Source organism: Sinobacterium norvegicum (assembly GCF_923077115.1).
Classification (GTDB): Bacteria; Pseudomonadota; Gammaproteobacteria; order Pseudomonadales; family Sinobacteriaceae; genus Sinobacterium; species Sinobacterium norvegicum.
Genome location: NZ_CAKLPX010000001.1, coordinates 90078 through 115084 on the forward strand (window position 1 = coordinate 90078; position 25007 = coordinate 115084).

Here is a 25007-nt window from a genome sequence, read left to right on the forward strand (position 1 = left end):
TTAAGCAACTTAAACCAGCGCATGTGAAGGCGATTAAAGATTAAGACCCTTTGTTTATGCGGCTTTGTGCGTTTTTCTATAATGGCTGGGGGTTTGCCCTGTGCGTTTCTTAAAATGGTTGTTAAAGACGTTTTGGCTGTTGAAACCGGTGCTGAGTGCAATATCACCTATGCTGCTGTTGGGCTGTGTTAATAGCATTTCGCAGGCCGCTTCGATGCGGTGCCGGTTGATATAGTCGAAAAAGCTCTCGTCCGCCTTGGAGTTGATTACCTGGCTTAAATAGTTGGGGCGAGTGGCTAATTGCTCGGCCAGCTCGGCCAGTTTTATGCCGGCGGTCAGGAAAGGCTGCTGTTCTATCATCAGGGTGTCGAGATTGCGCCAGAGTGTATCAATACGCTGTTGGTCGAGGCCGGATTTAGCGTATTTTTCGGTTTCTTTGGTCACGGTATCAGGTCTGGACTGATTGTTGTCAGTGGGGCTCACTGTTGCCGGCTGGCGCTGGTCCTGATCGAAGACCCGGGGCTGTCGCAGCCCCATCAGGCCAATATAATAGATCAGACAGACGCTGAGTAAGACCGAGTAAAAGGCCCGGGGGCCAATAACGTTGAAGCCTATGGCTCGCAGCAACAGTGCTAGCAAACTGATCAGCGCCGTCACAAGGCAGATCCACACCAGCACTTTCAGCCAGTTGAGATTAATCGACTCCAGCGATGAAAATTGGTTTTTAATTGCCGCCTGATAAGGGCGCAGGGTGGCCAGCGACAGCAAGGAATAAATCACCAAGGTGGCAAACAGTGGCATGGTGGCCAAGGCTACGCGACTTTGTATCAACTCCGGCAATGCCGAGTAGCGATCGTAATCAGCGGTGTCGATATCGATAATAGGGCCGCCGGGGCTGAGGGCCAGAGCGGCAATTAAAACAGGGGCAAAGTGCAGCCACTGCTGCCAGTGAAACTGATAGTTCGGTTGCACCAACAGGCGTACATAAAAATAGAGTAGCGGGCCAATGCAGTAGCTGAGGTGCAGCAGGGAAAACAGTTGCTGGTGCGGGAGATATTGTCCCTCGGGCAGGTATTCGAAGGCGATGACAAAAAGGCGGAGGCTGAGCACACCAATAAATGCCGCCAATACACGATTGGCGCGTTGGTTGCCAAAGTTAATCGTCAGCAGTGCCAGTAGTAGCATCAAGCCTTGGGAGGCACCGAGCAGGGCAATATTAGAGAGGGAGAACATCAAATCACTATCATCTTACTGTTATAGGCCGCTATTTCAGCACTTGCCTGTCAGTCAGTAAACAACGCCTTTGTTAGCAAACAGTAATGATAACCATGGTAGGAAGGAGGAGAGGCGATTAACCGCCATCGCAACGATGACGGTTAACTGATAAATCCTGTTGCCTAGCGGCGCTTTTTGGCGATGCCGGCCAGGCCGATTAACGCAGAGCCAAATAACCAAGCCGCTGCAGGTACAGGTACCTGTGATGTCGCAAAGACATCGTCGAAGCCGGCAATCATGCTGTAGTTGTTATTGGCGGTAAACGTCATGCTGGTGATGTTGCTCAGCGTGATGGTATTCAACTGACCGCCGGTTTTACCCTGGACTGAGCCAATGCTACCGGTCAAGCCGTTGGCATCGGTCCAGCTGACGTTTGAGCTACCGTAGGACTCCATATTCACCTGGCCGATATCAACAGCAGAGGTAAAGTTAAACGTCAGACCTTCACCACCGGCCATGAGGTAGTTGAAGCCGTTAGTGCCACGACCTAAGCCCTGAGTTGTCCAGCTAACCTTGCTGCCGTTCACCGGCGTGACGTTAACGCCCAGCACGCCGTCACTGGCAACAAAGTTCAGGGAGTCGTGATAACCACCGCTACCCTTGACGAAATCAAAACTTGCGGCGCCCGCTAACGAACTTGCCGTCATCGCTGCTGCGCACACTAGTAAGGTTGTTTTTTTCATTATTATCCCTCGAATTCAGCAATATAACGCTGTTGCTTAGTTCTTTATTAATTCGGGACTGGAGGTATACCATTATTACTTCCAACTACATTATCCCTAACTCTGTAGACTAACGATTTACTACTCTTGTTAGCTTGACGAGGATAATTGCAAAAGCCGTGCCATAGGGCTAAGGGCTAGCGGAACAGAGTAAATCGGTCACTTGGTAGGTCAACAGAGTGGGTGAGTGTAAATATTGTCGACCCGGGGAAAACTGTGAGGGGGGTCACAAATCGGTGCGTGGCAGCCGTCGTATTATGACAATAATTTGTAGCTGCACGGCGCAAAAAATCAAGACAGAGGCTGAAATTACTGACGGGTATAATAGTGTACCGTTTATTCCCTTTTTGCATGCGTATTGTCGCAGTCGCACTCCGAGGTGACACGGTGTGATGTCGGAGACTTGTACAGGTTTTATTTAGCTGTGGCAGCGGCAATGGCCAGAAAATTCGGGGCTGTTGCTGCATTATTGGTCGATTTGGCCAGATCATTGAAAATAACTTAAAAAAATCCACAAACTCGCTTGCTCAAGGCATGTGGTTTCTATATATTACGCGGCATTCCAAGCAAACATGTGTGTGTTTGAAGCTCGATGCCCGAGTGGTGGAATTGGTAGACACAGGAGACTTAAAATCTCCCGATCGTAAGATCGTAACGGTTCAAGTCCGTTCTCGGGCACCACTTGGAACAAATTCAAAAACCCAGTAAATCGTAAGATTTACTGGGTTTTTTTATGCCTGTTGATATTGCAGGACGATCTTTGTCACTCATAAGTCGTGTGCCTTGGCTTGGGTGTCAACGCGGGGTTCTGCGGTGGCAGGGCAAGCCGATTAGCGCTCTGAGGGTGAGTGCTGCAATCGAAAAAACAGGGATAAAAAAAAGCCCTAAACGGGAGGGACCGTCCAGGGCTTTTAGAGAGAAATGTAGAGTTTTACTGGTAGTGGTAGCGGAAAGTTGTTCCGTAGGTTCTTGGTGGGGCCAGGGCGCCCATGTAGCCACCGTAAACAGGTAGATCAGTGCCCATTACGTAGACGGCTTCATCGCTCAGGTTTTTACCCCAGATAGTAATACCCCATGTATCGTCCGCGTTAGCAATACCCAGGCGAGCATTGATAATACCGGCATCATCCTGAATTAAATTGTCATCGAGGTCGGTGTCTAAATAGTAAGAGCTCGTATAGTTATATTCTAAGCGGGCAAAGCCATTTAGGCTGGTATCAAAAATGGGGAAATCGGACTGGGCAAAGCTGCTTGCCGTCCACTTGGGTGCATTATCAATTTGCTGGCCTGTTAAGTCTTGCGAGTAACCTATGCCGTTATCAACAATCTGCTGTACGGTGGCAGGGGCATTTTTGTAGTCACCGTAGGTGGCTCGGTTGTAGGCAGAGCTTAAGCCAACGGTTAAATACTGATGGGCTAAGTAGGTGATATCAAACTCAACACCCTTTGCTTGCATAGAGCCAGCATTCTGCACCAGAACAGTACCGCCTTCGAAGGTTTGCGCCTGGAACTCGTCGTAATCGGTCCAGTAGAGAGAGGTGTTAAATGCCAGACGGCGATTTAACCACGTTGATTTCATCCCTAGTTCATAGTTGGTTGACTCTTCATCTTTAAATTCATTGTTGGGGTTGTTGGTATCCAGTGAGATCGAAGAGAAACCGGGAATGACTTCACCAACGGTGTCAGAGGCGGTTCTTAATTGGTTAAAGCCTCCTGATTTATAACCTCTGCTGAATGAGGCATAAAGCATGGCGTCATCAGTAACATGCCATTTGACGTTGATAGAGGGTGTCCAGTTGGTCGTTGTTCGTGACTGGTTTTGATAGCTTGGTGGACCACTGACAGGTGGGGTATCAACAAAAACAGGAGGTAATCCACTGCCAATTGATGTGTACCAATCATTGTAGTCCTGTGCTAACTGATCGTAGGGGCCTTTTTGAGGGCAGCTGACCCCGGGTGGGTTTGAAGCTCCACCGAGGCTGGCGATATCATAAAAAGGACAGGAGATCTGCGAGCCTTCACGGTCTTTGGTTTCCTTATTCCAGCGCAGACCTGCGGTCAGGCTGACGGTCTCGGTCAGGTTTAACGTCATCTGACCAAAGGCTGAATAGCTGGTTGTTTGATGATTGTTGTAGCCGTAGTTGGTGGTGCCATCGGTAAAGAATGCCAGCGGGTCTTGTGTACCGGGGTCGCCATCGCCGACGGCGCCATTGGCGTGTAAGTCGAAGGTGTCATCGGTATCCATGTCTTGCTGGTAATAAAACAAACCGGCCTGGTATTCGAGGAATTCACCCGACGCTGAGGCAATACGGAACTCAGAGGTGAACTGGTCAAGGCCAACGTCTGCGGCCATTTCGACGGCATCAAACGGTGAAAGGTCGCCATCGTAACCACTGGTTGATTCATACTGTCTATAAGCATTAAGCCAGGTAAGAGTGATTTCATTTTTTAACTCTTTGCTCCACTCCAAAGACATGCCCTTGTTGAGCACTTCGTTGGAGGGGGCGACGTTGCCATAGTATTCATGGGGCTCAGGGATAATGCCGTCTATCGATGTACCTGGGTTAGCCGCGGCTAAACCGTCCCATGTTGCGTTCAGTGATGAGGGCCCGTCATAGGTGATGACGTTGAGATCACAACACTTAGAGTCTTCCTTGGCGTAGTCGGCGGCCAAGATAAACTCACCCAGGGTTTCTGAGCTCCAAGAAAACTTACCGCGAACGCCCCATTTGTCCGTTGCATTGACGTCTTCGTTGAGGGTTTTGTTGTCGCCATAGCCGTCATTCACCGCACGATAGCCTGATAATCGTAGCGCTGTGTTCTCTGTCACAGGCGTGTTCGCCATCCAGCGAACCTCTTGCTGGCCGTAGTTGCCTGCGGTTAGTTCTAGATCTGCTTCAACGATTTCTGTTGGGTTTTTGGTGATGACGCTGATGGCACCGGCGGCGGTATTTTTACCGTATAAAGTTCCCTGTGGGCCTTTTAGCACTTCGACACGCTGTATATCGGTCAAGTCGTTAATGCTCATGCCGGCACGACTCATGTAGACACCATCGACAAACATACCAACACTGGGGTCAATACCGGCGTTAGAGCCGATAGAGCCAATGCCTCGAATGCGAACAGAGGTTGAGCGGGAGTCATTACCGGTCTGAATCTTAAGATTGGGTACGTATTCCCCAATTTCATTAAAGTTAGTCAGGCCGGCTTCCTTCAAGGTCTGATCCGTGAGGGTGTTAATTGACATGGCAACATCAGAGAGGTTTTCCTCACGCTTAGTCGCCGTGACGATGACTTCTTCAAGTTGTAATTGTGTTTGCTCTACCTGAGCGGTCACAGTCAGTGGGCTGAGTAACGCTGCGACTCCCAGCGCCAAGCTATGGGTCTTAGTTTGGGACATATTGGGAAACTCCAAGCTTATTATTATTTTTTGTATATTTAATACGATACTAACAGGACTATTGACGGCGAACAAGAAACAAACAGTACTGATTGTATTTTTATTATTTTAATCTATCAGCGTTGCAAAACCTCAGCCTGTTGGCGTCGAATCACTTTGGCTTCAAGGCGGTAATCACAGGTTGTACAGTGCCGCATTGCCTTGCGCATACGCTGGTTTTTGTCTTCCAGTTGGGCGATTTTTTTTTGTAGTTGCGCAATTTCGAGTCGCTGCTCGAGCAGTTTTTTCTCACGATGAAGCAATGCGGTGAGTGTGCTAAACAAGACTATTGCCCCGTGTCCCATGACATCCTAACAGTACAAGATGTTTCCGGCAGGTGAGGATCGAACTCCATTTTTAAACCGCCATTGTGGCCGTTGAACAAGGCTTCAAATGCGCCTTTACAAATAAGCAGACAGCCCTCCTCAGGAAGGGCGTTAGGGTTAGGCAGGTCAGCTTGTTTACCGCAACTGTGCCAACCGCAGTCTGGAATCGTCATGATCATTTCGCCGCCGGCGATATCGGCTTTGGTAATCACCGCTGGACCGGTTAAAAAGCCGCCGGGGTTGAAATTATTAAACAGGAATTTCTCTATGGCGCTTTGTTTGTTGGGGTCTTTAGGCTTTTTCTTCGCCTTGGCTTTGGACTTATCTGACATGCTGTTCATCATATCTAAAAACTTGCCAGAATTCTCATGGGACAAGGAGACGCTGGTGCCGACGACGATCTCTTCATATTGCTTTTGGCTGAAATGCTTGCGCAATTCTAAAAGGGCCCATTCTGCCTCGCGAACAAAATTGCCATAGCTCTTACGCCACTTTTCACGGGGGGAGTCCGACCAGCGAATAATTTCTCGTTTGGTTTTAATCTGGGCCCAGCCCGCATCAATGGTTTCCGGGTCGTCCGATAGACGAAGAATAGGTAAGAAAGTGTGGGTGATAATAGGGTGGGCCTGCTTCACAATCATTGATTTGGACATCAGCATATCCAGCCACGCCTGTGTGCCCCACTGGTACCAAAACCCTGACGGCGCAACGTAATCGGTGATATCAATACTGGGTATAGTGGCTTCAGTTTTTTGCGTGTCAGAGGTGGGGCCAGTCATGATTTTAATACCTTTAATTGTCAGTAAGATACAGCAACAAAGAGGGCTGTATTCCCTGTGGTTTATCGCCAACGTTAAATAGACCCTAACAAAGGCGGGTCAGCGGGGCAATAAAAACAAACGTGACTGTATTTTTCGTTGGGGGCGGCGTATGGTATTTATTCAATATATACCCTGAGGCTTAGCGACAGTAAAGTCTTATTATCGATCATTGTTCACATAAAAATAAGGTGGTTATTATGGCGAAACCAATGCCTGAACATGAATATTTGACCGGCGCTTTTACCCCATTGCGCATGGAGTGTAATGCCCCAAACTTGCTGATAGAGGGCGAGATACCAAGGGAGATTCGGGGTAGTTTTTATCGCTGTGGTCCCAGTCCTCAGTTTGCCCCGCGTTCAGACGAATATCATTTGTTTGCCGGCGATGGCATGGTGCATGCTTTCCATATAGAGGATGGCAGGGTTGACTACTTAAACCGCTGGGTGAGAACCAATAAATTTAAGGCGGAACGTCGTCTGGGGCGGAGTGCGATAAACCCGATGAACCCATTTGACTGTGACCCTGAATTTTCTGATTTCGTCTTTAGCGATAAAGATGGCACGGCCAATACCGCCGCTGTCTGGCATGGCAACCGTTTATTGATTATGGAGGAAGGTCACCCTCCCTATGAGTTAGACCCGGATACCCTCGAATCTAAAGGCTCTTGGAATTTCCTCGGCAAATTGCAAACAGCGATGACGGCACACCCGAAGGTGGACCCTAATACCGGTGAGATGGTGTTGTTTGCCTATATGGCGACGGGACCGTTTGCAGCAGATTTGGCGGTTCATAAAGTGAACAAGGAGGGGCTTTTAACAGAGTCTGTTGTGATTCCAACACCTTACTCCGCTATGGTGCATGATTTTGTGGTCACCGAAAATCATATCGTGTTCGCCATATTCCCTCTCACCGGGGACTTGGAGCGCGCCATGGTCGGCAAACCACCTTTTGCGTGGGAACCAGAAAAAGGGGTCAAAATAGGGGTTCTTCCCCGTCAGGGTAGCAGTGCTGATAACATCACTTGGATCGATGCCGATATAGCGTTTGCCTTCCACTTCATGAATGGCTTTGATCATAATGGTGTTATTACTTTCGATTGTTGTCAGTCTGAACACGCGCCCTTGTTCCCCGATGCTGACGGCAATATGAGCGAGTTGTCGCCCCCTTACTTAACCCGTTGGGTGATTGACACCAATGCCGACACACCGGCGGCTGTTTTCAGCAAAATCGACAGCTATGAGTCTGAGTTTCCATTGTGTGACAGCCGCTATGAAATGGCTGATTATCGCTATGGTTTTTATTTGTCGCCTGTCGATGGCAGTGTGCGAGACGGTGGCAGCGATACCTATTATAATGCGATTGCGCGTTATGATCATCACGATGGCAGCTCTGAACGTTACGGTTTTGGTAATGCCTATGTTTCAGAGGCGGTGTTTGTACCGAAGTCTGAGCAGGCGGGCGAAGGTGATGGCTATCTATTAACCGTCGTCACAGACAATCATTCGATGAAGTCGAAATTGTGTATTATGGATGCCATGGATTTGACCAAGGGGCCGGTGGCGACAGCCTTTTTATCTCATCAAATTCCGGTAGGTTTCCATGGTCACTGGCGCCAAGCATAATTGATTATTGCAAACATAAAAAAACCTCGCTTAAGCGAGGTTTTTTTATGGCCGGAATCAAGGCAATCATTCAGACACTGTGCGGCGATATGTCACCGTCTAGCGGGCCAATAGAGAAGCCAAACAGAGAGGAATTGATGGCATAGGCTGCGCCGTGTTGTGGGAAGTAAAACTTTTTACCATCATTTCGCTTCTCCAGTTGAAGGGTGAGCGGAAAGTGGTGGCAGTATTTTAGTCGTTGCCATCGTCCGTATTTATCGATGCTAAACCGCGCCCTCAGCCACGGGCTAAATATCGCTATGGATTATTGACTTACAGCGGTTTTTAACAACTTGCTTTATGGTCATGCTGGGCGTATGTTTAAGGCAGTGCGAAAATAAAATGGACATTATAAACCTATAAATTACAATAGGTTGAGGCATTATCGTGACGGGAATGTTAAAGGTTGTCGCCGTAGAAGGCAGTGTGTTTTTTGTGGATGGCTCAGGCCATAGGGTTTATTTGCAGCAGGGCGACCAGCTGGCCGCCGATACGGTGGTTGAATCAGAGTCGCCGGCCAATATTATTTTGCAAGACGGTGACGGTGCTATGCATTCGGCAATCGTCAGCCACTCCACGGCATTATCTGTATTTATTGAGGGTGATGTCGCCAGCGCTGTCGAGCCTGAAGAGACTGGTGGTGACCGGTCAGATTCCCTCGAGGCAAGCGATCAGTTGTCACAGGCCGATGCCAAGTCGATCGATGACGCTGGCGCTGACAACGAGCCCCCACAGCAGCAGGCTGGGCATTATCATGCCGCCACAGAAACCGTTGAGCGTGTCGGCTTGGAAGTAACGGTGGATGCGGTTTCTTCCAGCGGCGGTCAGCCTGCCGCAGAGACATTTTTTGATACACAAAGCCAAACATTTCTGGCGGATGATGCTGCAAGCGCCTCGGCCAATAATGCGACGTTAACCATTGGTGGAGAGTTGTTGGGTAGTACCGTTGAAGACAAAACCATGACCGCCAACGGTGTGATGACCTTGCGGGGCGGCAGTGGGCAAATTCCCCCGCAAAGCTATCAGGGCGTTTATGGCGTATTGAGTCTGGCGGTGGATGGCCACTGGCAATATCGGTTAAACAACGGCTCGGCAAAGGTTCAGACACTGGCCGCCGGCGAGTCAGTGCAAGAGCATTTCAACGTCCATGCGATGAATATTAATGGCGTCGACTTCAATCGCGATCTAACAGTTAATGTTAGTGGTAGCGATGATAAGCCGGTTATAGATGCTATCTTTCCGCATGCCACCGTAGAGGGCGGCCGTCAAATTTCCGGCCAAATACACGCCGTCGATATTGATCATGGCGACACGCAAGTGTTTCAAACATCGTTTAAGCACGGTGGATTTTCCCTCAACCCAGACGGCTCTTATCATTTAGACCCCACCGACAAGTCGTTTAATCATTTGGCAGCCGGTGAGCATGAAATATTAACGGTTGCAGTGACTGTGACCGACTCTCAGGGCCAGACCGATACGCAAAACTTGGTGCTTACGGTTAATGGCAGTAATAACATCCCCGTGGTTGCATCCATTGCCACAGTTTCTGTCGCCGAAGGCAGCTCGCCAATGGCGGGGCAGATTACAGCAACCGATATTGATCATGGCGACACAGTCACCTTTAGCACGCCAATGCTACATCCAGGTTTTATCTTAAATACAGACGGTAGTTATACAGTAGATCCGTCGAATAAGGCCTTCGATCACCTTGCCGTGGGTGAACATCAAACTCTTACAATTCCAGTCATTGCCACCGATAATCATGGTGAAAATAGCGTCGCGAAGAACTTGCTCATCACCGTCAGCGGCACCAACGATATACCGGTGATCGGCTCAATTGCCACAAAGGTTGTCAACGAGGGCGATCACGCCATAACCGGTCAAATCACCTCAACCGATGTTGATCACGGCGATACAGCAACCTTTAGTACCCGTTTTCAGCACCCAGGCTTTGTGTTAAAAGCAGACGGTAGTTACAGTATTGATCCCTCTGATAAGAGCTTTGATCACTTAGCCGCGGGCAGCCATGAAACACTGGTTATACCGATAGTGGCAACGGACAACAACGGCGCTCAAAGTAGCGCGCAGAGCCTTACTATTACCGTTAGAGGCACCAACGATCTTCCTGTGGTTGGCGGTGTTGTCGCCGGCTCGGTAATTGAGTCGGATCCATTACATGCGACTACCCAGGGCAATCTGACGGCAACCGACCCCGATACCGGTGATACCGTTGCCTGGGGGGTAATTAACCCGCAGGGCAGTTATGGTTCGCTCACTGTTGACGCTAATGGGCGGTGGCACTACCAACTCGATAACCAAAACCCTGCGACCAATGCGCTGGCGGCTAATCAACAAGTTTCAGAGAGTTTTACGGTTACGGCAACAGACAGTTCAGGCCATCCGGTTCAGCAGATTATTACTGTGCACGTCACAGGTTCTAACGATTTGCCGGTTATTAGCGGCACGTCAACGGGAGCTGTATTAGAGGCAGGGTCAGCTAACCAAGGTGTCCCAGGTGCCTCGGGTGATTTACAGGTGTTGGATCCTGATGTGGGTGATCAGTCGGTTTGGGCGGTGGTAAAACCCGCCGGTACTTACGGCTCATTGACCGTCGACCAAAATGGCCATTGGAGTTATCAACTTGATAACAATAATCCTGCGACTAATGCCTTGGCTGCCAATCAACAGGTGTCAGAAACCTTTTCCGTCACCGCCACAGATAGTTCGGGACAGGCTGTGCAACAGCTCATAACGATTCAGGTGAATGGTTCCAACGATTTGCCGGTGATCAGCGGCACGTCAACGGGAGCTGTACTCGAGGCCGGTTCGGCTAATCTGGGTGTGCCAGGAGCCAGTGGTGATCTGCACGTTTTTGACCCCGATGTGGGTGATACCTTGGCTTGGGGAGTTGCTCAGCCACACGGAAAATATGGCACACTGACGCTGGATCAGCAGGGCCACTGGCAATACAGTTTGGATAACTCTGCCGGAGGGGCTGCGGATAAATTAGCGGCAGGTGAACACCGGCAGGATTCATTTTGGCTAACCGCAACCGATGGCTCAGGCAACGCGGTACCACAAAAAATTATTGTCAGTGTCACCGGCTCAAATGATTTGCCGGTCATTTCTGGTACAGCGACGGGCTCGGTGACCGAGGCGGGCACCGGCTCGTTGGGAGTGGATCAGGCGGCGGGTGTGTTAACGACTACCGATCCAGACACTGGCGATTCTATTACATGGTCCGTTGGACAGGGACAGGGAACCTTTGGTGCTCTAACCATTGATCAGCAAGGCCATTGGCAATATCACTTGGATAATGCAAGGCCGTCCACAGCCGCGTTAACGAACGGTCAGCCGGCGCAGGAGGTCTTTACTGTTTCGGCAACCGATTCATCGGGTAACCCTGTTAACCAAGTCATTACCATTCATGTGACTGGCTCTAATGACAATGCAGTGATTACCGATGCGCAAACAGCCCCGCAATTGATTGCTGTGACTGAAGATCAGGGTTTTGATGTACATAATCATCTGCATTATGACGGCCATCTAAATATCAGCGATGCCGATAAAGGCGAAGCTCAGTTTGATGTTAATAAGGGGCCGCAAACTCTCCAAGGGGTGGGCTACGATACGCAGTTAGGTGGTCATGTCGTATTGAATCCCAATGGGGATTACCGATATACGGTCGATAATCAAAAAACTGACATTCAGAAATTAGGTGATGGCGAAACGTTAACAGACCACGTTACGGTGCGTTCGATTGACGGCACAACCCATGTTATTTCCGTTGTTATCAATGGCACCAACGACAATCCAACCGTGAGTTCGGGTGTGGTTTTATCCTTGGGTACAGAGGATACGGACTTTACGCTAACCAGTGCTGATCTTTTAGCGAATGCCAGCGATATCGATCATAACGATGCGGGGCAATTATCTGTTCATGGTCTGTTAGCATCCAAACCCGATGGAAGCAGTGCCGGTACCATTGTAGATAATCATGATGGTACTTTTTCATTTCACCCTGAATCAAATTACAACGGCCCCCTGCAATTTACTTATGATGTGCAAGATGCACATGGTGGCAGTGTTGCAGCCAAGGCAACAACAACCTTAAGGCCGGTGGCTGATGGCGCAGTGATCGGAGGTCAAGACAAAGCTAGTCTAGAAGAATTTGGCGATCATGCTTCAGCTTTATCAGATATGACAGATCAGTCTCCTGATTATCATCAGGAACATCAGAGTAAGTTGTTTAATGAGATTTTATCAACTAAAGGCCATCTAACGATCACCGATCCAGACAGTGGTGAAGCTGGATTTCAGTGGAGGCCGACTGTAAATGGACAATATGGGCATTTATCGATTTGGGACAATGGCAACTGGGTTTATGAAGTTTCTGCAGGTGACTCTGCTGCGGGCAGAGCCATTGATAAATTGGGTGAAGGTGAAGAACTAACCGATACCATGACCGTTTACAGTAAAGATGGCACGCCACACGACATTGTGATTACCATTCACGGTGATAACGACCGCCCTTATTGCTCTTCTGAAGTTATCCTTAATTCAGGTACAGAAGATACCCGTCAAACTATTACTGTTGCTGACTTACTACAAAATACCGTCGATGTAGACCATAACGATGCTGGGTTGCTTACAATTGAGAATCTACATGCCGACCACGGCTCTATTGCTATCAATAAAGACGGCAGCTTCTCGTTTACTCCAGAGAAAGACTACAGCGGTGATGTGCACTTTACCTATGACGTTAAAGACGCACATGGTGGCGTAACCCATACTGGCGCTACAACTAACTTGGCGGCCGTTGGTGATGCGGCGGTAATCACTTCCGGCGCAACGCAAATGGTGACGGAAGATGCGTCGGGGACCAACCATGAAATCGCAAATGGACATCTGAGTATTACTGATCCTGATGCTGGTGAAGACAGGTTCAGGTTTTCCCAGTTCGGTGAGCAAGCTATTCATGATCCTTTTGGTGGTGAGCTGCGAATTGATCGAGCCGGCGTCTGGGGTTACTCCGTATCGAACAGTGCGCTGCAACACTTGGCTGCGGGTCAAACCGAACAGGTGAGCTATAGAGTGCATTCGTATGATGGCACTGCTCATACCATTACTATCAACGTTGTCGGTACTAATGATCAGCCCACTGTCACCTCTCAGGTAGTTTCTGCAACAGAAGATACTGCCCATACGTTTACCGCCGCTGAGTTTGGTTTTACCGATGTTGATGACGGGGCAAGCTTGGATCACATCACGATTAATTCAGTGCCAGGCGCGGCTGAAGGTTCGTTGGTGCTTAATGGTCAGTTAGTCCATGCGGGCGATACGATAGCTGCAGCTGATATCGCGCATTTAGTTTTTAATCCTGCTCAGGATGTCACCGGTCATATTCAGTTTGGCTTTACGGTGAATGACGGTTCAACCGATTCAGCGCCTGCTGTCATGACATTGGATGTGGCTAACGTTGATGATGTGTCAGTCATCACCGGTGATACCAGTAGCGCTATCAATGAAGGTGATCTGGGTGATACAACGACTGCGAGTGGGCAGTTAGTGATAACCGATGTTGACCAAGGGCAAACGCCGACGTTCCCTGATGTAGCCTCAACCGCTACGACCTTTGGTCATATTGCGATGGTTAATGGGCAATGGACCTATACCCTGGATCAAAGCAAGGTGCAGGATTTATCACCCCATGATCCCGATGTGGCCAAACAGTCCGTTACTGATACCTATACCTTTACTGCCAGTGATGGCTCGACACAACAGGTGAGTATCACAATTAAGGGAACGGAAGATGCACCGGTTATTAGTTCTGCACATGCAGCCCCGGCTGGTTCGAATCCAGCCTTAGGCATCACTAACCTAGAAGTGATCGGCCCCCACGATGTATCGAACATTGACCCTCATGCAGACTGGGGAAGTGATACCTCCCATATCAAGCATGGTTTAACCATTATCGGCCTCTATAAACCAGGCAGCACTCATAATGAATTAACCCCGGGTTCTGAACCGACGCTATCAACCGATCACAGTGGCAATGGCGGCTATAGTCGGATTGACAGTCATGGCTGGTGGCAGTCTCATCATATCCCCGATACGACGAATACCGGCTCCGGTGGCGCCTCGGGAACGGGTAATGCCTGGCAGAATGGCATCGTTCAATTTTCAGATGGCAGTATGGGTATTATCAATCGAGTGTGTGATGGCTCAGCTAATGGCGAGGTCGATTATTTATATTTTCACACCTATCAAAACCTGCAGAGTGGCGCCAACCTGCTGAGCGGCTCAGGTGTTGCGGGCGAAACCATTAGTGTCAAAGAAGGTTCGCATGTGATTGCGACCACCACGGTTGATGCGCATGGCCATTGGGAAGTAGCAGCGCAAGGCTTAGCCAATGGGCAGCATAATTTACATGTTGAAAATGCGCAGGGCGAAAGCTCGGCAGAACATGTTTATACCATTGCGGGCACTCAGGTTGATGATATCACACCGGCAGGTCTTGCCGCGGATATCAAAGAAGATACCAGTCAAACTGAAATCCAGGGCGAATTGAAAGTCACCGATGCGGATCATAATGATAACCCCACGTTTACCGCTCAAGCTCAGCATGCCGTAACCTATGGCACATTCTCTATCGACAGTGCTGGTCACTATCATTTCCATTTGGATAATACTAACCCCGTAGTTAATCAGTTAGGCGTTCATCAGACTATTCAAGAAACCATTCCCGTTGTGGCGACGACGGCTGATGGGGAGCATGTTCAGAGTAATGTTGTTATCACCATCAACGGTAGTGTCGATGCGCCGTCTCTATCGGCGACGACTGATATAGCTCAGCAAGGTAGCGAAATCCCTTTACATCTTCATGCTTCACTCGTCGATACCGGCGGTGATCATGAAACCCTGACCGTAAATATTGCCGGGTTACCGGATCATGCCACGCTTAATCACGGTACCTATAACTCAGTCTCAAAAATATGGACAGTGCATCAAGCGGATTTAACCGACCTAAAAGTTGACTTACAAAATCCAAATTTTCATGGTGATTTACATTTAAGTATTACGGCAATAGCTGAAGCCGGTGGTGAGACTGAACAAACGTCGCAGCCACTAACAGTTTCGGTTAATGCTCCGCCAGAAGTGGCTCAGGCTCTGACGGATAGTCGTGCTGAGGATAGTGCTGCTCATTCAATTGATTTATTGCAGGGCGCTACAGATAGTGATGGCGATACCGTGAGTATTGGCCAGGTGAGTTATCAGCTCAATGGTGGCGCGGCAGGCTCCAGCATCCCTGCTGGTTTATCCATGGCACCGGATGGACATACCCTGCTGGTTTCTCCTAAAGATGCGGCCTTCCAACATTTGGCTGTGGGCAGTACGACAACCTTAACGGTGACTTATGCGTTAAAAGACACCCATGGCGGCGTGACTCAACAAACCTCGACTATTTCAGTGACAGGTACAAATGATGACCCGGTCCTGGCGGTCCATGCTTCGACACATACGACGGGCTTATTACAGGGAACCGATATCGATGATGGCGATCAGCAGCGATTACAATACGATGCGATTCAGCCCAATGGACATTTTGGTCATTTAACCGTCAATGGGAATACTGGAGCCTATAGCTATCAACAGGGCTCTTCAGTGGCAGGGATGAATTATGACCCCTCGTCTGGGACTTATAGTGCCAAGGAAGTCTTTGAGGTGAGAGTTGCGGATGGTCGTGGCGGTGAGTCGAGACAATTTGTGACTTTTGACGTTACTGCAACCGTCAGTGCGCCAGTGACTCCAGGTGGACAGCCTGTGATTACCACTCAAGTGCTGACCCAGCCAACGGTCACTGATACGCATCCACCTACCAGTACCACTCAAACCACGCCGCCGCATAATACTGTCACCATCGATTTAGAGGCGGCTAGTGACACCGGCCAATCCCAGACGGATGATCTCACGAAGGACAATACGCCGACTGTATCCGGTGTAACGGATGTACCTTTTTCAAAAGTTGAAATTTTTGATGGCGGAAAGTTAGTCGCAACCACGACCTCTGATCAGAACGGCCATTACCAAGTCGACACCTCTGTGCTGACAGAGGCTTCTCATCAATTGGTCGCTCATGCGACGGCTCCATCGGCGACTTCAGCGGTGACGTCATCTCCGCTCGATGTGCTGATTGATTCTTCGATTGCAGCGCCTACCACCGATATTACGGATGCAACGGATAGCGGTGTTAGTCATACCGATGATTTAACAAACGTTCAAAACCCGGTGATCATCGGTCATGCGGAGGCCAATGCGCATGTTGAAATCACTGATCAGCAGGGTCAGGTGATTGGAACGGCTATCGCCTCTTCAACAGGTACCTATAGCATCACGACTTCCACGCTCGCAGAAGGTCAGCACGTCTTGACCGTAACAGCGACTGACAATGCGGGCAATGTGGCAACGGCAAGTCAATCAGTAGACATCGACTTAACGGCACCGGCTTTGGCTCGGGTGAATTTACGATCGGGAGAGTCCTCGGTGGTAAGCCTGACGGGCACCACCAGTGTCGATACAGCATCGGTTGATATTGTGATCAAACACAATGTGAATCAAAACACTATCGAAGTTCAGCATGTTCAGGCGCACTTGGATGGCAAGGGTGGTTACTTCGTTGACTCGGCGCAATTACCAGACGGTGCTTACACGGCCTATATTACAGCGACCGATAAAGCTGGCAATGTTGCTCCCGTGGTAATGGATCGGTTTGGGGTCGATACCCATGCCAATGCACCCACGATTAGTTTTGAATCGACAGGTACAGATGCTGTTTATAATGCTGCTGAGGTTGCTCAGGGTCAGGCGGGAACCATTACGGCAACGGTACACATTCCTTCAGATGCCCAAGAAGGCCATGAGTTAACGGTTAATGGTGTCAGTCATATATTAACGGCTGCTGATAAGTCTCACGGAAGCTTTACGGTTGCTGTAGAAGTAGCCCCTGGCAGTACCGTAACGGCCTTTGTTACTGATGAGTTTGGCAACGTGTCTGCAACGGTTTCTGAAACCGCTGCAGTAGCCGATACCGCTGTGTCTGCGTTAACGGTTGAACTTACTCATGATACGGGAACCAATGGCAGTGATCTAATTACCAACGACGGTTCACTGACTGTTACTGGCCAAGAAGCCGGTGCTCACGTTGAATACTCCGTTGATGGTGGAAATACTTGGGCCAATGCATTTACTCCTCAAACGGGCAGTAATACCGTCGAGGTTCGTCAAACAGACCCAGCTGGCAACACTTCAACGCCCACAAGCTTTACCTTTATCTTAGATAATCAGGTTTCAGTTCCATTAGTCGGCTTAGTCCATGACACTGGTGATAGTCACAATGATCTTATTACCAATAATGGTTCCCTTGCGGTAGTAGGCACAGAAGCCAATGCTGTCATTGAATACTCTATTGACAATGGACAACACTGGAGTACTTCCTTCACGGCAGTGGAGGGGGCTAATAATGTGCAAGTTCGTCAGACTGATGGTGCAGGCAATGTTTCTCCCAGTGCGCATTTGAATTTCATCTATGATTCTTCTGCCACGGTATCTATCACTGTCGATAGTATTACTCAGGATAATATTATCAATGCGGCCGAGTCAGGCTCTTCTGTTCTAGTGACGGGAACGGTAGGTGGTGATGTCAAAGATGGCGACACGGTTTCCTTGTTAGTTAATGGTCATACAGTGACTGGACAAGCAAGCGGTGGTGTATTTTCTATTCAGGTTCCAGGCGTTGATTTAGCCGCAGATTCGCATTTACAAGCCTCAGTGACGGCGACAGATACGGCCGGTAATTCCAACACAGCACAAACCGATCATGCCTATGGTGTTGATGTCACAGCTGCAACAGTGGCCTCGGGTGATGCGGGCTCTGTCACTGAAGATACCGTTACTTCTGCCTCTGGCACCCTAACGGCGACAGCGGGTGAAACCATCGTTTGGCAGGCCCATGCAGATCAAACCGGAAGCTATGGCAATCTTTATTTTGATGCAGCCTCAGGGCAGTGGGCTTATCAATTAGATCACAACAAAGCAGATAGTTTGACGGATAGCCAACATGAAACCGAACGTTTTAATGTGGTTGGGACTGACGCTCAGGGTAACACCGTGCATGAGCAGATTGTCGTTCAGGTAACAGGCACTGATGACCTACCCACGGTTACGGGATCTGATACTGGTAGCGTAATTGAGGCGGGAGCCGCAAACGCGGGTGCAGATGAAGTGAGTGGCATACTTGCAGCGACCGATGTTGATGCAACGGGTGCGATGCAATGGTCAGTTCAGCAAGGCACTGGCAGTTATGGTGCCCTTACGATTGATAATCAAGGCCATTGGCATTATCAACTGGATAATACTGCGGCTAACACCCTAGCTGAAGGGCAAAGCGTTAAGGACACATTTAACGTTGATGTTACCTCCCCAGATGGGCAGACCGTAACGCAGCAGGTGGTTGTCTCGGTACAAGGGGCGCTTGACCGACCAACCCTCAGTGCGACTCAGGAAAACACGCATTTTGTTCCAATGGATGCTGAGGTAGCCCAATCATCAACCCAGCAGTTGTTATCAAATATGGAGTTGCTAGGTTTTCAAACACAGAATATAGAAACAAATGGCCAGTTAGATGTAAGTGCCGCCAGTGCGGCGAACGTCACCCGAAATCACAGTGGCATTGGTGTGACGGGTACTGGTGCTTTGCCGTCTAATGTTGGACCCGCTGAGCTAGATATGGGTGAGACGCTGTTACTTCATCTTCAAGGTGCTTCTAGATCAGCTTCTGTTCAGTTGGCAAGTTTTTCCGCTGGTGACCATTCGTATAATGCTAATGATAAGGCTCACTGGATAGCCTATGACGCCGAGGGCCATAAAGTGGCGGAAGGGGATCTGTTGCCGAATACTGATCCAACACTAAACGGGCGTATTGATATTCATACTGCCACGCCATTTTCTTATATTGCAGTTCAGGCGATTGATAACCCCACGGGGCAAGGTAGTTCAAGATTCTATGTGACACATGCTGAAGCGCAATTGATTCAGTACGATACAAAAGTTGACTTAACCGGCGTGTTAACCGATCAAAGTACAACAGACAGTCTAAGTTATCGCGTCAGTGGTCTTGATGCCAAGTCTGGATTCAACGTTGGGACTAATAATCATGACGGCAGCTGGACAATCACTGCTGCACAAGCACAGAATTTACATTTATTGCATTCTGGTAATTTACATTTATCTATTGAAGCGATTGCGAGCGATGGAAGCATTGCTGCATCGAGTACCCCCGCGACTTTAGATGTAACGACCCAAGGTATGACCTACGAGTTAATCGGTGGAACGCATAATGCTCAGGTCACTGAAGATACTACGCAGGATGTGTCGGAGCAATTGAGCATCGATAGCAATGCGCCGGGTTCACATAGCTTTGTTGCGCAAACGGTGTCTAGCGCTTCCGGTGTTTTCGAGCTGAAAGCCGATGGTCATTGGACATATCATGTTAACAACCAAGCCTTACAGTCGATGGACAGCAATGATGTTGTCCATGAAACATTTACCGTTGCTACCAGTTCGGGTGTCACGCGTGAAGTGACCGTGGATATTAAAGGGGTAGACGATCAAACAATTTTAGGCGGTCAATTGACCGGCAGTGTGACAGAAGATGGCGTAGGTAATGGTCAGGCAACCGGGCAGTTATCATTAACAGATGTCGATACTGATGTTGCCAGTGATACCTTTGTGGATTTTACACCGGGCAAAGACGGCTTTGAATATACCGGTAAATTTGGTGTGCTATTAGTGCATACCGATGGCTCTTGGGTTTATACCCTCGACAACACAAAGGCCGATGCGTTGCAGGATGGTCAGATAGAGCAGGAACATTTTAATAAGGTCTATGCGGATAATGGCCGCCCCTATGCTTTAAGTGGTGAAATTGTCATTGATGTCCATGGCTCCAATGATGCGGCGCAGATCTCTGGTAAGGTCATCGGTGCGGTAGCTGAAGACGGTCAGGCTGACGCATCAGGTCAGCTGCATGTTGCTGATGTTGATACCGGTGCGGATGGATTGCAAAGTGAAGAATCATTTAAGGTGTTAACGAATCAAGCTGGCACTAACGGCTATGGAGCCTTCAGTGTCGATGCTACAGGACAGTGGCATTATCATTTGAATAATGGTGACGCCAAAGTGCAGGCTCTGACATCCCAGAGTCATGTCACAGATTCGATTATGGTTCAGTCGGCAGATGGCACGCAGCAAAAATTAGAGGTTCAGATTACGGGCGCTGATGATAATAACCACTCGCCGGTTGTAAAAGGGCAGTGGCTTAACGTCGATGAAGACACTGATATGCATTTTTCAATCAAAGACTTTTACTATACTGACGCTGATAGTGATGCATTAGATTACATCACTATTACTGACTTACCGGACGCTAGCAAAGGCAGTTTGTTACTGAATGGTGTTGCGGTTGCTGTTGATCAACAGGTTTCCGCTGTGGATATTCAACACTTGGTGTATAGCCCAGAGCATGATGTTAACGGTATGGCAATGTTTAAATTTACCGCCAATGATGGTCATGTTGATTCAGCGGAAGTCTCTAATATCATTAACGTGAGGCCAGTCGCTGATCCGTTAGTATCTCACGATGAGCCGGAAGATAGTGTGGAGACCGCTGAAGTAAGCGTTTTAGGTGCTGCACCAGAACCGCAGTTAGATTTTTCGAAAGCTGCCGAATTGGCCAAGCATGATCACCAGATTACGAATGATATTGATCATCATGAAAAAGCGGCGAGTATTCTTCACGATGCCCAGCAGGGTGATGATAAACCCCTATCCAATTTAATCGATGAGCACCTAAAGTCGCAACCTGACGCAGATAAAGCAGTAGCAGCTAAGGACAGTAATGGCGAATCGGCGGCAAATGGAGATGATAAAAGTGATGAGCATCAAGAGGTCGTTCAAGAGCCCGCTGAACACCATGATCAGGATGCGGGGCTTCATCACTCGGGAGGTTCTGCCAATCTAGATCATTTAATTGCTAATAATGATGATGACTCACAGCCGCTAATATAATGTGTTAGCGTCTGTTTAATAAAATAATATGTTGGATGTATAAAAGGAATAATGCGTGACGGATACAGTTCAAACACCGGGTGACACGAATGATGGCCCATCGGCACAGGCTGAGATACCTAAGGTCTGGCATACTGGCGCGCCAGAACGTTCGCATTTTGATCCACTGCTCGACAGCTTGGTAGTCATCAGCAAACTCTATGATAAGCCAATGTCGGCGACTGCGCTCAGTGCCGGTTTGCCACTGGTCGACAATAAACTCACACCAGCACTGCTGCCCAGAGCTGCGGATAGAGCCGGCTTGGCGGCCAGGCTGATTCAGCGAGATTTAACGGCCATCAGGCAGCAGGTATTACCAGCAGTGCTATTGCTTAATGGCGAGCAGGCCTGCGTGTTAACAGAGGTGGACACAGCGACGGGGCGGGCAACGGTTATTCGACCAGAGTCGGGAGAGGGTGAGAGCCAGCTGCCACTGACAGAACTTGGCCAATACTATACTGGCTTTGCCATTTTTATTAAGACACGGTTCGATTATGGTAAACAGCGTCGCTTAGTCACCGGCGAGAAAGAGAAACACTGGTTTTGGGATACATTGAAGTTGTCTGCGCCGATCTACAAGGATGTGGTTATCGCCTCCATCCTGATCAATCTCTTTGTGCTGACCAGCCCAATGTTTGTCCGTAATGTCTATGACCGAGTAGTACCAAACTCGGCGATCGATACGCTGTGGGCATTTGCCATTGGTGCGTTAATTGTGTTCAGTTTTGATTTCTTATTAAAATTGATTCGCACTCACTTTTTAGATGTGGCTGGAAGAAAGTCAGATATTATTTTGTCATCAAAATTGTTTGCTCAGGTGCAGAATATTAAATTAGAAAACCGACCTAACTCTGTTGGCTCTTTCGCCAAAACAGTACAGGATTTCGAGAGTATTCGTGATTTTATTACCTCGGCAACCTTAACGACTCTGGTTGATTTACCCTTTGTGTTTTTCTTCTTAATTGTTATTTTTATTTTTAGTGGCAATTTAGTCTTGGTGCCGATTGTTGGAATGTTGGTGATTTTGGCGATCAGCTTGTTTGTGCGCAAGCCAATGGATGAGGCAATATCCCACAGCTTTGGTGCCTCGTCGGTAAAAAATGGTTTGTTAATTGAAACGCTGACGGGACTGGAGACGGTAAAAACTAACCGTATGGAAGGTTTACACCAGCGTCGCTGGGAGCAGAACGTCGGTGAGGTTAGCGAATGGAGTAATAAATCACGGCTTTACTCCACGGTTGCCACCAGTACTTCCGGCTTTGTTCAGCAACTGACTACCATTGGTTTGATGATTGTCGGCGTCTATGAAATATCCAACCACAGTCTCAGCATGGGCGGTTTAATTGCCGCGATGATGTTGGCGGGCAGGACGATTGCTCCCATGGGGCAGGTCGCCGGCTTAATCGCTCGCTATAGTCAGACTAAGCAGGCCTATGAGGGGGTGGCCAAGGTGATGGAGATGCCGGTAGAACGGGGTCCCGATCAGCAGTTTGTTAGCCGCGATTCCTTTGATGGGGGCTTTGAGCTAGAGCAGGTCTCACTCAACTTCCCGGAGCAACTGGTTCCCGCCGTGGCCGGGGTTGATTTATCGATACCCGCGGGGAGCAAGATGGCAATTATTGGTCGTATTGGCTGCGGCAAGACCACCTTGCTGAGAATGTTGATGGGGCTGTATACGCCGACAGAGGGCATGATTAAACTCGATGGTATCGATCTGCGTCAAATAGACCCCAGTGACCTGCGCTCAGCGATCGGTTGCGTCGAACAGCAGCCGCAACTTTTTGCCGGTTCGATACGAGATAATATTGTCTCTGGCACGCCCTATGCCTCTGATGATCAAATCATCAGAGCGGCCTCAATTGCCGGGGTGTTAGAGTTCAGTAATCCACACCCCGAGGGCTTAAATCGTCAGGTTGGCGAGGGTGGCAGGCTGTTATCCGGCGGCCAGCGCCAGTGTGTGGCATTGGCCAGAGCTCTGCTGCGGGATCCGAAAATACTGATTTTCGACGAGCCGACCTCGGCGCTGGATCAGCAAACCGAGCGAACCTTGATTCAGCGTTTGGCTGACAACACGCCGGATAAGACCATTATTGTTTTTACCCAGCGAATGGCCATTCTTGATTTGCTTGATCATGTTGCAGTAATGGATCAAGGCAAGGTGTTAATGAGCGGCCCCAAGGCTGACGTAATGAAAAAACTGGCGGGGAAATAACATGGCATTATTCACCAACAGCCGCCGTCAAGATAAACAGCTGGCAGAAGATTTAGATTTTATCACCGATGCCTCGGCGGGGCAGCTGATGCGCTCACCCAACTCCAGCCATATTTTATTATGGTCGGTATTAGCACTGATATTGGTGTTGTTGTTATGGGCTTCACTGTCCACCATCAATGAAATTGTTAGGGGGCAGGGTAAGGCAATCCCTATTAGTCACACCCAGGTGATTCAAAGCCTCGAAGGCGGTCTGGTTAAATCCATTTTGGTGCGTGAGGGCCAGGCGGTTAATCAGAATGAACTATTGATGGAACTGGATGAAACAGAGGCCTCGACGGGTTTGGTGACATCGGTCGCGGAGACTTCGGCGCTGCTGGCTGAGGAGATCCGTCTGGCTGCTGAGGTGAATGAAAACAAACCCGACTTCACTGAAGAGCGCAAGGTACACCATGATAAGTATGTGGATACCCAGTTGCAGCTATACAATATCCGCCAGCAGGATCTGGTGAAAACAGTGAATGACTTGCGCCTAAAAGTGAAGAAAGCGAATCAGGATTTGGTCTCTGCCGAACAACAGAAAAAAGACTTATTACACCAGTTAGGTTTGATCCAACAGCAGATCAATATGAATAAACCGCTGTTAGATATGGGGGCTATCTCAGAAACCGCGATGATCGATATTCAGCAAAACTACAGCCGTGTAAAGACCGAAGAAAACAAGGTTGCCAATATGATCCCCGGCCTTGAGGCTGAGATTGAACGCTTGGAAGAACAGACTAAAGAAGTACTGATCAGTTTTAAAGCCAAGGCTCAGCAGCAGTTGGCCGAAGTGCGTACCAAGCTCGATATTGCCCAGGGTAAACAAACGTTAAAGCAGACCAGCGTCGAAAGAACCCAGCTACGGTCGCCGGTTAACGGTGTGGTTCAAAAACTCTATATTAATACCATCGGCGGCGTGGCTAAGCCGGGTATGCCGATTATTGATGTCATTCCCGTCGGCGATGAAATATTGGTTGAAGCCAAGGTCAAGCCAAAAGATGTGGGTTTTTTGCGCGTTGGTCAGCCCGCCATGGTGAAGATTACGGCCTTTGATTTTGCCGTTTATGGTGGCCTGGAAGGGGTGGTTGAAACGGTCTCGGCCGACACCATTACCGATCCCAAGGGCAACAGCTTTTATCTGATTAAGGTGCGGGTCGAAAAAGCCTGGTTTGATGATGGTGATCAACGCTTGTTGGTGATTCCGGGGATGATGGCTACCGTCGATGTCAGTGTCGCCGAACGCTCGGTATTAGAATTCATCTTAAAACCTTTATTGCGGGTGCTGCGTTAAATGTCTAACGATTGTGCTACTTTAAGTAAATAAAAATGCAGAGAAATAATCAAG

9 protein-coding genes and 1 tRNA gene are annotated in these 25007 nt (G+C 48.9%); 5 read left to right on the top strand and 5 right to left on the bottom strand.

The genetic code is table 11. The features are described 5' to 3' along the window. Nucleotides 1–54 precede the first annotated feature (54 nt). Nucleotides 55–1233, bottom strand: a complete 1179-nt coding sequence (locus tag L9P87_RS00470; protein ID WP_237444340.1) for a helix-turn-helix domain-containing protein — start codon at nucleotides 1231–1233, stop codon at nucleotides 55–57. A gap of 164 nt (nucleotides 1234–1397) precedes the next feature. Beyond that, nucleotides 1398–1958 (bottom strand): VPLPA-CTERM sorting domain-containing protein, encoded by a 561-nt coding sequence (locus tag L9P87_RS00475; protein ID WP_237442714.1) that lies wholly within the window; start codon nucleotides 1956–1958, stop codon nucleotides 1398–1400. Nucleotides 1959–2591: 633 nt separating this feature from the next. On the opposite strand from L9P87_RS00475, the gene L9P87_RS00480 reads away from it, so the two are divergent. Beyond that, a tRNA-Leu gene (locus L9P87_RS00480) sits at nucleotides 2592–2678 on the top strand. 250 nt (nucleotides 2679–2928) lie between these two features. Here L9P87_RS00480 and L9P87_RS00485 read toward each other — a convergent pair. The 3 genes from L9P87_RS00485 to L9P87_RS00495 all read right to left on the bottom strand — a co-directional run bounded on the left by L9P87_RS00485 (nucleotide 2929) and on the right by L9P87_RS00495 (nucleotide 6541). After that, the gene (locus L9P87_RS00485) at nucleotides 2929–5397 is read right to left on the bottom strand and encodes a TonB-dependent receptor (protein WP_237442715.1); all 2469 of its coding nucleotides are present in this window, start codon (nucleotides 5395–5397) and stop codon (nucleotides 2929–2931) included. A gap of 116 nt (nucleotides 5398–5513) precedes the next feature. Then, nucleotides 5514–5720, bottom strand: coding sequence for a hypothetical protein (locus L9P87_RS00490; RefSeq protein ID WP_237442716.1), 207 nt, complete (start codon nucleotides 5718–5720; stop codon nucleotides 5514–5516). A 2-nt stretch (nucleotides 5721–5722) separates the two neighbouring features. Beyond that, nucleotides 5723–6541, bottom strand: a complete 819-nt coding sequence (locus L9P87_RS00495) for a hypothetical protein (RefSeq protein WP_237442717.1) — start codon at nucleotides 6539–6541, stop codon at nucleotides 5723–5725. A gap of 239 nt (nucleotides 6542–6780) precedes the next feature. On the opposite strand from L9P87_RS00495, the gene L9P87_RS00500 reads away from it, so the two are divergent. The 4 genes from L9P87_RS00500 to L9P87_RS00515 all read left to right on the top strand — a co-directional run bounded on the left by L9P87_RS00500 (nucleotide 6781) and on the right by L9P87_RS00515 (nucleotide 24953). Beyond that, on the top strand, nucleotides 6781–8205 hold the full coding sequence (locus L9P87_RS00500; protein WP_237442718.1) for a carotenoid oxygenase family protein: 1425 nt from the start codon (nucleotides 6781–6783) through the stop codon (nucleotides 8203–8205). Nucleotides 8206–8640: 435 nt separating this feature from the next. Further along, a complete protein-coding gene (locus tag L9P87_RS00505) occupies nucleotides 8641–21369 on the top strand; it encodes a VCBS domain-containing protein (RefSeq protein ID WP_237444341.1) in 12729 nt (4242 codons plus the stop codon). Nucleotides 21370–21424: 55 nt separating this feature from the next. Further along, a complete protein-coding gene (locus L9P87_RS00510; protein ID WP_237442719.1) occupies nucleotides 21425–23620 on the top strand; it encodes a type I secretion system permease/ATPase in 2196 nt (731 codons plus the stop codon). A gap of 1 nt (nucleotide 23621) precedes the next feature. Continuing rightward, nucleotides 23622–24953, top strand: a complete 1332-nt coding sequence (locus L9P87_RS00515) for an HlyD family type I secretion periplasmic adaptor subunit (protein WP_237442720.1) — start codon at nucleotides 23622–23624, stop codon at nucleotides 24951–24953. The last annotated feature ends 54 nt before the right edge of the window (nucleotides 24954–25007 follow it).